Here is a 9,231-nt window from a genome sequence, read left to right as displayed (position 1 = left end):
GCGCGCAGGCAGCCGAGCTGCCGGGCGCTGGACGCAGTTACGCGCGAGGAGGTTTGTGGGGAACGCGAGGCGAGACGATGGCCACGACGTAGAAGGGCTCTACGAGATCAGCCTGAGGAAGACCGTGAAGCACGGACGTGCCGAGCGTTGGCATCATGCCGACCGAGTGGCACGCAGCGCAGCTGCCGCACTTGTGGAACGTATCGGACTGGTCGGCTAGCGCAGCCAGCGATTCGTGAGGGTCTGCACCATCCTCCCCGCTCACGTTTAAATGGTGATGCTCGGCGCTTTGCGGCGAGGCATGGTCGTGCTGGCTGTGATCGTGCGCCACGCTGGCACCCATCTGCGCTGGCTCAGGTGCGCAAAACCCCATGGCCGCAGCCGCGTAGCCCTGGAAGGGCACCGCGAGCATCATGAGCCACAGCAGGATTGCGCGAAAGCTGGTCATTGCCGAAATTGTAGAGGGGTTACCTGGCCTTGCCCATTCACTTATCCCGGAGACCGGCTGCGACCGCGCCGGCACTCGCTAGCGAGCACGTTCCAGGTGCGTGATGGTCGGCCTGCCTTTGACGATCTCCGCTTGAAACAGGATCTTGTCGCCAGGCTTGACCGCATCGAGCATCTTCTTGTTCCCCACGTCGAACGCCATGGTCATCGCTGGCATCGCGAGGTTGGGCAAATCCCCGTGATCCAGGACGATTTCACCGGATTCACGAAGGACACGCTCGACCGTTGCGTCGGCCAGGGGTAGCAAGGCAGCCTGACCGGCTCTCGCTGGTTTCTTGGACGCGGACGGAGCATTCGGGGATGTTTGCGCCTGGGCGCCGGCGGTCGCGAGAACCAGTCCCATCGCGAGGACGGAAGGCCATCTCACCTTGCTGCTCCACCAGGGCTGCCCGCATAACTGGCAAAGACACGCTCCCCGCCACGGCGATCAATGAGTAGCACCTTGTAAGGGTCGCGGCGGTCGCCGTACTCCATGCCTGGCGAACCCACCGGCATGCCAGGGACAGAAAGGCCGATGGCCTGCGGCTTCATGGCCAGCAAGCGCTTGATATCGTCCGCAGGCACATGGCCCTCCAGGACATAGCCTTCCAGCGTCGCGGTGTGGCAGCCTGCAAAGCGCTCCGGGATCCCGAAGCGCTTGCGCACGCTCGAGGTATCTGGAGTTTCGGTCACTTGCACGGCAAATCCGGCAGCCTTCAGGTGGTCGACCCAGGCGCTGCAGCAGCCGCAATCCGGGTTCTTGTAGACGTGGATGGACGCAGCCGCATGGGAAAGGCCTGGGTGCAGGACGGGAGTCGCTGCGATCGCGAGGAGGAGTGAACGTCTTTTCATGTGGACTCTCTTTCGAGTGTGTTGTTCGGTGCCGCCAGCGGTTCAGTCGATCACTCTGCTTGTGCGCAGACGCAGAGAGTTGGCAATGACGCTGACAGAGGACATCGCCATCGCCGCCGCTGCAATCACCGGCGACAGCAGGATGCCGAAGAACGGGTAGAGCACGCCCGCCGCCAGAGGTATGCCCGCCGCGTTGTAGACGAAGGCGAAGAACAGATTCGTTCGGATGTTCTTCATCGTAGCCTGGGAGAGGCGACGAGCTCGTGCGATGCCCATCAGATCGCCATGCAGCAGCGTCACGCCCGAGCTCTCCATCGCCACGTCGGTGCCGGTTCCCATGGCGATGCCGACGTCTGCAGCAGCCAGGGCGGGGGCATCGTTGACGCCATCACCGGCCATGGCCACGACGCGACCTTCCGCCTTCAGTCTCTCGACCACCGACGACTTGTCCTGCGGCAAGACCTCGGCAATTATTTCGTCGATCCCAAGCTGACGCCCAACGGCCTGTGCCGTTGTGCGTCCGTCGCCGGTAAGCATGACGACCCGGATGCCTTCCTGCCGCAATGCGGAGACGGCCTGGGGCGTGCTGTCCTTGATCGGGTCCGCGATGCCGACAAAACCGGCCATCCGCCCATCGATGCCCACGAAGATGACCGTCGCGGCATTCGCCCGCACGCTTTCGGCGACCGTGTTCATGGCTCCGGCTTCGATGCCTTGCTCGGCCAAAAACTTCGCGCTGCCCGAGGCCACACGTGCGCCCTCCACGGTCCCAACAACGCCCTTCCCCACGGGAGAGTCGAAGTCCGTGACGGCCAGCAGCGGCAACCCGCGCTTCTGGGCTTCTGCAACGATGGCGGCAGCCAAGGGGTGCTCGCTCGCTCGTTCCACGCTGGCGAGCTTTCGAATAACGGTGTCGGCGTCAAAGCCTTCCGCCGCCTCGACATGCACGACCTTCGGCTTGCCTTCGGTCAACGTCCCGGTCTTGTCGACTACGAGCGTATCGACCTTTTCCATGCGTTCCAGCGCCTCGGCGTCGCGGATGAGGACCCCGTGCTGGGCACCTTTGCCGACGCCGACCATGATGGACATCGGCGTCGCCAGGCCCAGTGCGCAGGGGCAGGCGATGATGAGGACCGCAACGGCCGACACCAGCGCGTATGACAGGGCCGGACTGGGCCCCCAGACGAGCCAGGCAACGAAGGTCAGGGCCGCCACGATCACCACCACCGGGACGAACCAGCCCGCGACCTGGTCTGCCATGCGCTGAATCGGCGCGCGGCTGCGCTGGGCCGACGCGACCATGTGGACGATCTGGGCCAGCAAGGTGTCCGCACCCACCCTTTCGGCGCGCATCACGAAGCCGCCCGTCTGATTCAGGGTTCCCGCCGTCACCTTGGAGCCGGCCGCCTTGGCGACGGGAATCGGCTCGCCGGTGATCATTGATTCGTCTACCGTGCCCTTGCCCTCCACGACCTCTCCATCCACCGGCACCTTTTCGCCAGGTCGAACCCGCAAATGCTCGCCCACGGCGATGGTGTCGATCTCGACCGTTTCATCGGACCCGTCGCTCTTCACCCGTACCGCCGTTTTCGGCGCGAGGTCGAGCAATGCGCGTATCGCTCCAGATGTCTTCTCACGCGCTCGCAGTTCCAGCACCTGCCCGAGGAGGACCAGGACGGTGATGACTGCCGCGGCCTCGAAGTAGATCGGGACCGCGCCATCCATGATGCGCAGTTCCGCCGGGAACAGCGCGGGCGCCACGGTGCCGACAACGCTGTACATCCACGCGACGCCGGTTCCGAGCGCAATGAGGCTGAACATGTTGAGATTGCGGCTTTTCACCGAGGCCCAGCCTCGCACGAAAAACGGCCAGCCGGCCCACAGCACGACGGGCGTGCCGAAGAGCATCTGCAGCCAATTGGACGTTTGCTGGCTCAGCAAGCGATGCAGGTCGATGAGGTGTCCACCCATCTCGAGCGCGACCACGGGCAGGCTGAGCGCCAATCCGATCCAGAGCCGGCGGTTCATGTCCCGCAACTCCGCGCTTTCCCCGGTCGCCTCGGTCGCGACAACCGGCTCCAGCGCCATCCCGCAGATGGGGCAACTCCCAGGCCCCATCTGGCGAACCTGTGGGTGCATGGGACAGGTGTACTCGATGTCCGCACTGCCGCCCGTCTTTCTCGCAGAGCCACGGTGAGCACCAGGACCAGCTGCGGCACCCTGGCCATCAGCACCGTGGTGGCGATGATCGTGTCCGTGCGAACCTTCCTGGGGCGTCGCGATGGGCGCGGCGGGATGGTGAGAATGTGGCTTCATTGAGATCTCCGGTATCGCCAGTCTCAACCCTCCAACCGTGGGAAGGTCAATCCATATCTGGTATCGGCCGCAGGCTAGGTCTCAAGGACTTGAGCTTTGGATGTGTGATGGCAGTCAGCGAATCCGGTGAGCTCGGCGAGTTCGTCGATGATGGGGCAGTCCGGCCTCTGGTCTCCCTGGCAGCAGTCCGCCAGCCGCTCAAGCGTGCGCTTCATGCTTTCCATCTCTTCAATGCGCCGGCTGAGGTCCTCGGCACGCGTCAGGGCAATGCGTTTGACGTCGGAGCTTGCGCGGCGCTTGTTCTGCCACAGCTTCAACAGCTCGGAAATCTCGGCCATGCTGAAGCCGAGAGAGCGTCCGCGCCGAATGAACCGCAGCGTGTGCACATCGTTCTCGGTGTACTGGCGATAGCCCGAGTCCGTGCGGCCGACCTTGGGCAACAGTCCAAGTGATTCGTAGTGACGGATCATCTTGGCATTGACCCCGCAACGGGCGGATGCCTCGCCGATATTGAACGGCCCATCAAAGGTGCTGCACATCACGCACCTCCTATCCCAGCGCTGCGACGCATACTCTTGCTCATCGACATCTCCTGTCTGAGTTTTCCGATTCAGGAAATATCAACTCTCCCATCATGGGAAGGTCAATCCGACATGTACGAACCCCACCTTCTTTCAGGGTTAAGCGGCCCTGCTGGACGTGTATGCGAAGTCCGACGAAGAAAGTTCTCGTTGAGAGCTTGAAAGACCGCGCCACTATGGCTGCAGTGCTGGCGGAGGCTGGGCCCCCACGTCGGGCCTTTGAGCCTTACTTGAGCGGCAATTCCTGGCTGCTTCAGCTGCGGCCGCAGGCGCATCATCCTCGACACATGTGTGTCACTCATGGATCGTCCCGTCCTTCGCGATCTCCGTCCAGGTCTGACCCTGGTCCTTGCTGAGGAATACGCTTCAGGAACCGCAGCACCTCAAAACGCTTGGCTGAGAAACCTGTGGATCCTCGGGTCGGTGTTCGCGCTGAAGAACGCGTCCGGCGAGGCCTGCTGCACGATGCATCCGCCGTCCATGAACACGACCTTGTCCGAGACCGCACGCGCGAAGCCCATCTCATGCGTGATGCAGATCATCGTCATCCCGTCGCGCGCCAGGAGGATCATGGTTTCCAGAACCTCCTTGACCATCTCGGGGTCCAGCGCGGAGGTCGCCTCGTCGAAGAGCATCACCGACGGATTCAGGCACAGCGCGCGGGCGATGGCGACGCGTTGCTGCTGACCGCCCGAGAGCTGGGCCGGATTGGCCGAGGCCTTGTCGGCCAGCCGCACTTTCGCGAGATGCGCCAGGGCGATGTCGCGCGCCTCGCTCTTTGATCGGCGCAGCACCCACGTCTGCGCCAGCGTGCAGTTCTCCAGCACCGTCAGATGCGGAAACAGGTTGAACTGCTGGAACACCATGCCGATGCTGGCCACAACAAGATCCTTGTGGCGCATCTGCGGTGAAATCGTCGTGCCGTTGACGATCACCGTGCCGCTGCCATAGGCCTCCAGCCCGCTGATGCACCGCGCAAGCGTCGACTTGCCCGAGCCGGAAGGCCCGCACACGACCACGCGCTCGCCGGCCTTTACGGTCATGTCGACCTCGCGGAGCACCTGATGGGCCCCGAAATGCTTCGAGACCTTCGCGACGTTGACCACCAGCGGCGGGTTGGGTCCATCCATCATCCTGCTGCCTGTCCATAGAGCCGGCTGGCGGGACTGTCGCGCCATGCCAGCAGCTTTCCTCCGCTCACACGGGCCCGGCCATAGACGATCCACGCATCGTCCACAGTGCCGATGAATTGCGTCACGTGCAAGATGTCGGGATGCGACTGAGCGACCGCCGCATAGCCCAGGCCGGCGGCGTAGGTCCCGGCCACCAGGCCACTGGTGACTTCCGCCACGGTCGCCACCAGCTCGATGTGGTCCCATTGGCTGGCATCGATGTAGTCGAGCGTCGGGCGCATGACCACCAGCGAGCGAGGCTGCACGGCATCGTTGCGCTGAATGATCGCAAGATCTCGGCTGGGCGAGATGAACGCGTCGACCGCGAACAGCCCGTCAAAGTACCTGGCCATCGTCGCCGTGCATGCCGGGTGCACCGCGCACTGGACCATGAAATCGGCGGTGCCTTTCAACACGGCATCGGCACAGTGCGCGAAGTCGGTGGCCAGTGTCACGGTCGCGCGGTCGCCCAGCCCATGAAAGTCGATATAGCGCAGCGTCACGAATTCGTGGTTGCTGCCTGCGGGTCCGAGGGTGATGAGCTTCATGATGGCTGTGGGGATCCCTGGATGTTGAAAGTGCGTTCCAGCCTGCGCAGGCCGGACATCAGGAGATAGTTGATCGCAAGGTAGACAAGGCCGGCACCGAAAAATACTTCGTACGGCGCATAGGTTTCGGATGTGAGAAGGCGCGCGGTGCCGGTGAGTTCAAGCAGAGTCACCGTACTGGCCAGCGAGGTCGCCTTGCAGGTCAGGATGACGTCGTTGCCGAGGGCCGGCAGCGCCGTGCGCATGGCGAGGGGCAGATCGATCCGCCAGAACGCGTGCGGCCGGCTGAGCCCGAGCACGAAGCTGGCTTCACGGATTCCCCTCGGAATAGCGTCGAGCGCGGCGGCCAGGGTCTTGCCGGCGTAGGATGCCGAATTGAGACCGAGCGCAATCACGACGCACCAGAAGGGGTCGCGCAGCACGGGCCACAGAAACGAATCGCGGATGGACTCGAACTGGCCAGCGCCGTAGTACAGCAGGAACAGCTGGACCAGCGCCGGGGTGCCCCGAAAGAACAGCATATAAGCGTTGGCGGCAGCGCGCAGCCCCTGGAGACGGGAGTTCCTGCACAGGGCGACGGGCAATGCCAGCGCGAGGCCCACGAGGATGACCAGTGCGGTAAGCACCAGCGTGAGCTTGGCGCCCGTCAACAGCGCAGGCAGGATGGACCTGAGAAGGGAGAGGTCGAACATGTCGGATCACCTGGCCGCCAAGGACAAGGTCCTGCGTTCGGCCCATTCGAGGCACAGCGTCAGGAAGGTGGTTAGCGCCAGGTAGATGCACGCTGTCGCCAGGTACATCGTGAACGGCTGGCGCGTGGCGCCCGAAGCTTCCGCGGCCTTTCTCATGAGTTCGTCGCAGCCCACGATGGAGACGATGGACGTCTGCTTGAGCAGCACGATCGACTGGTTGCCGAAGGGGGCCAGCGCCGCACGTGCAGCCTGCGGCAACACGACCGTCCAGAGCGTCTGGAACCTGGACAAGCCCAGCGTCCGCGCTGCCTCTCGTTGCGCGCTGGACACCGACAGCAGCGCGCCGCGCGCGATCTCCGCGGCGTAGGCGCCGAAGGACAGGGCCAGCGCGACGGCGCCCGCCACGAACGTGTCGATCTCGACGTGCCGGCCTGTCAGGGTGGCCAGCGTGAGCGACCCGCCGAAGAAGACCGCGAAGACGATCAGCAGATCCGGGACGCCCCGGGCGATAGCGGCGTAGGCGTGGCCCAACGCCTGCAACGGCCGGTAGCCCGAGAGCTGCAGCCAGCAGCCGCCCGCGCCCAGGAGCGTGCCCAGCGCGAGCGCGGCCGCCGCGAGCCTCAAAGTGGTCAAGGCGCCCAGGAGCAGCTGACCTTCGTAGCCATGAAGAATCCCCATACCTCGTGCCGCCGGGCTACATCAGCTTGAAGGGGAAGTACTTCGCCGTGATGCGATCGTAGGTCCCGTCCGCGCGGATGGCTTCGAGCGCAGCGTTGACCTTGGACAGCGTCTGCGGGTCGTCCTTGCGCACGGCGATACCGTTGCCTTCCCCGAGGAGCCCACCCTTGAATTCCGGGCCGACGAAGGCGAAGTTCCGAGCTTCCGGCGTCTTCATGAAGCCCACGAAGTAGGTCACCATGTTGCCGAAGATGTACTCGACGCGTCCGGCGACCAGGTCGAGTTCGGCTGCCTGCGGGGTGTCGTAGAACCGCAGTTCCGAGTTCTTGTACTCGTGGCTCAGATAGCCGGCCTGGATCGAGCCGCGTTGCACGCCGATCGACTTGCCCTTGAGCGCTTCCGGGCTCACGTCCGCCAGGGCGTGTTTGCGGGCGATGAACCGGGAGACGGTCTCCTTGTACTTGGTGGAGAAGGCCACGCGCTGGCGGCGCTGTTCGGTGATCGCCATGCTGGCGACGATCAGGTCGAATTTGCGGGACATGAGGCCCGGCAACATCCCGTCCCAGTCCTGGGCAACGATTTCGCACCGGGCCTTCATCGCCTCGCACAGCGCGTTCGCGATGTCGACGTCCCAGCCCTGCAGCGTGCCCTGCGCATCCTTGAAGCTCCAGGGCGGATAGGTGCCTTCCGTTGCAATGCGATAGCTGTCCTGGGCCTGGACAGTGCCGGCCCAGAGGCACGACGCCATCGCCAGGCAGATCCATCGACGGCGGAACTGAATGCCATGTGCGGAGAAGTTCATGAGATGACCTTGAAGAGACCGTTGCAGCGGCACGATCCTCGAGTGAAATCAGAACTCGCACAACGCTTGCGCGCCAAGCAATTGCTCGTTCAGCCAAGTTATTCGAGCAGGTCCCTGAGCGCGTGCTGGTCATCGAAGTACGCTTGCATGACAGTAAAAATGCATGTGCATTGGTGCTGGGGGCACCTTGTGGTCGTTGCAGTCGCAGCAGCGTTCCCGTGCGCCCGGGATTGAGCTGTACAACGTCGATCGCATTGCGAAGTCGCAGAACCTGGACCGACTGCCCAAGGATGACGCCGGCCTTGCGCCGGCACCGAAGGCAACGCCGCCGGTGCTGGGCGACCCGCTGCCGGGCGACGTGGGCCTTGCCATCGTGAAGTCGCAGCAGCCAGTGGATCAGCGGATGGCGCCGCGCAGCACAGACCCGGCGCAGTTGGCGGACGAAGAGGCGGCGCGGCGATCCTCGGTGTTCTTCCGAGGGGCGGGAAGCGGCGGCGGTGGTGCCCGGCAGATGGCCGCCCCTTCATCAACGCCTCCGGCAGTGAACACGGATGCAGGCATCGCCGCTTCGAGCCAGAGCCCATTCAATGCGATGGCTACCGGCACGCCACCTGCGGCTACCCCCTCAGATCGACGACAGCGCAGAACCGCCAGGATGCGAAAGGGACATTCATGACGAAGGCGGGGGAGGGCGGCACGCGCAACCAGGGCAGCCTGCAGCTGCCCACATCGCCGTACCAGGTGATGGCGGGCACGGTGATTTCCGCAGCGTTGGTGACGGGCATCAATTAGGAAGTCCCGGGGCAGGTGATCGCCAGCGTAAACCAGGCGGTCTACAACACGGCCACAGGGCGCCGTCTGCTGCTCCAGCAGGGCGCGCGCCTGAATAGGGCGCTACGACAGCCAGGTCACTTTCGGTCAGCGACGCGTGCTGCTGGTGTGGTCACGGCTGGTCTGCCTGACACGCCGTCGGTGGCGCTGGACCGCTTGCCGGGGATGGCATGCGCTGGGTTCAATGGCTTTCTCGGCCGTGGCTGTGCATTCGAACGACTCCATGTGCACACATTCCATGTACAGACTGAGGATCGCAACAAATAGTGAGCA

At 64.1% G+C, this 9,231-nt stretch carries 11 protein-coding genes; 1 reads left to right on the top strand and 10 read right to left on the bottom strand.

All coding sequences use genetic code 11. The features are described from left to right. Positions 1-37: 37 nt before the first annotated feature. The 10 genes from AC3A6B_RS22260 to AC3A6B_RS22215 form a co-directional block, all read right to left on the bottom strand. Positions 38-448, bottom strand: coding sequence for a hypothetical protein (locus AC3A6B_RS22260; protein WP_487838818.1), 411 nt, complete (start codon positions 446-448; stop codon positions 38-40). Between the two features lie 78 nt (positions 449-526). Then, positions 527-850 (bottom strand): copper-binding protein, encoded by a 324-nt coding sequence (locus AC3A6B_RS22255; protein ID WP_487838817.1) that lies wholly within the window; start codon positions 848-850, stop codon positions 527-529. A 20-nt stretch (positions 851-870) separates the two neighbouring features. After that, positions 871-1,338 carry a DUF411 domain-containing protein gene (locus AC3A6B_RS22250; RefSeq protein ID WP_487838816.1) on the bottom strand — a complete coding sequence of 156 codons (468 nt, stop codon included), beginning with the start codon at positions 1,336-1,338 and terminating at the stop codon, positions 871-873. 42 nt (positions 1,339-1,380) lie between these two features. Continuing rightward, positions 1,381-3,477: a copper-transporting P-type ATPase gene (locus AC3A6B_RS22245; protein ID WP_487838815.1), complete on the bottom strand. Its 2,097-nt coding sequence runs from the start codon at positions 3,475-3,477 to the stop codon at positions 1,381-1,383. A gap of 251 nt (positions 3,478-3,728) precedes the next feature. Next, positions 3,729-4,193 (bottom strand): Cu(I)-responsive transcriptional regulator, encoded by a 465-nt coding sequence (cueR, locus tag AC3A6B_RS22240; protein WP_487838814.1) that lies wholly within the window; start codon positions 4,191-4,193, stop codon positions 3,729-3,731. Positions 4,194-4,618: 425 nt separating this feature from the next. Beyond that, a complete protein-coding gene (locus AC3A6B_RS22235) occupies positions 4,619-5,368 on the bottom strand; it encodes an amino acid ABC transporter ATP-binding protein (protein ID WP_487838825.1) in 750 nt (249 codons plus the stop codon). After that, positions 5,365-5,955 (bottom strand): hypothetical protein, encoded by a 591-nt coding sequence (locus AC3A6B_RS22230; protein WP_487838813.1) that lies wholly within the window; start codon positions 5,953-5,955, stop codon positions 5,365-5,367. Before AC3A6B_RS22230 ends, AC3A6B_RS22235 begins: the two co-directional genes overlap by 4 nt. Beyond that, complete coding sequence (locus AC3A6B_RS22225; RefSeq protein ID WP_487838812.1) at positions 5,952-6,647, bottom strand: ABC transporter permease; 696 nt, start codon at positions 6,645-6,647, stop codon at positions 5,952-5,954. Before AC3A6B_RS22225 ends, AC3A6B_RS22230 begins: the two co-directional genes overlap by 4 nt. Before the next feature lie 6 nt (positions 6,648-6,653). Further along, positions 6,654-7,325, bottom strand: a complete 672-nt coding sequence (locus AC3A6B_RS22220) for an ABC transporter permease subunit (RefSeq protein WP_487838811.1) — start codon at positions 7,323-7,325, stop codon at positions 6,654-6,656. A 16-nt stretch (positions 7,326-7,341) separates the two neighbouring features. Beyond that, positions 7,342-8,127 carry an ABC transporter substrate-binding protein gene (locus AC3A6B_RS22215; RefSeq protein ID WP_487838810.1) on the bottom strand — a complete coding sequence of 262 codons (786 nt, stop codon included), beginning with the start codon at positions 8,125-8,127 and terminating at the stop codon, positions 7,342-7,344. A gap of 187 nt (positions 8,128-8,314) precedes the next feature. On the opposite strand from AC3A6B_RS22215, the gene AC3A6B_RS22210 reads away from it, so the two are divergent. After that, the gene (locus tag AC3A6B_RS22210) at positions 8,315-8,803 is read left to right on the top strand and encodes a hypothetical protein (RefSeq protein WP_487838809.1); all 489 of its coding nucleotides are present in this window, start codon (positions 8,315-8,317) and stop codon (positions 8,801-8,803) included. Positions 8,804-9,231 lie beyond the last annotated feature (428 nt).

Source organism: Variovorax sp. Soil_C_33, from assembly GCF_057656935.1.
The sequence above is the reverse complement of the archived record's forward strand: the minus strand, read 5'-3'. Positions and strand labels throughout refer to the sequence as shown.

Coding starts and splice junctions, on each gene's coding strand:
- AC3A6B_RS22235 (WP_487838825.1), bottom strand. CDS start 5,368: ATGATGGATGGACCCAACCCGCCGCTGGTGGTCAACGTCGCGAAGGTC.
- cueR (WP_487838814.1), bottom strand. CDS start 4,193: ATGTGCAGCACCTTTGATGGGCCGTTCAATATCGGCGAGGCATCCGCC.
- AC3A6B_RS22245 (WP_487838815.1), bottom strand. CDS start 3,477: ATGCACCCACAGGTTCGCCAGATGGGGCCTGGGAGTTGCCCCATCTGC.
- AC3A6B_RS22215 (WP_487838810.1), bottom strand. CDS start 8,127: ATGAACTTCTCCGCACATGGCATTCAGTTCCGCCGTCGATGGATCTGC.
- AC3A6B_RS22250 (WP_487838816.1), bottom strand. CDS start 1,338: ATGAAAAGACGTTCACTCCTCCTCGCGATCGCAGCGACTCCCGTCCTG.
- AC3A6B_RS22225 (WP_487838812.1), bottom strand. CDS start 6,647: ATGTTCGACCTCTCCCTTCTCAGGTCCATCCTGCCTGCGCTGTTGACG.
- AC3A6B_RS22260 (WP_487838818.1), bottom strand. CDS start 448: ATGACCAGCTTTCGCGCAATCCTGCTGTGGCTCATGATGCTCGCGGTG.
- AC3A6B_RS22220 (WP_487838811.1), bottom strand. CDS start 7,325: ATGGGGATTCTTCATGGCTACGAAGGTCAGCTGCTCCTGGGCGCCTTG.
- AC3A6B_RS22230 (WP_487838813.1), bottom strand. CDS start 5,955: ATGAAGCTCATCACCCTCGGACCCGCAGGCAGCAACCACGAATTCGTG.
- AC3A6B_RS22255 (WP_487838817.1), bottom strand. CDS start 850: ATGGGACTGGTTCTCGCGACCGCCGGCGCCCAGGCGCAAACATCCCCG.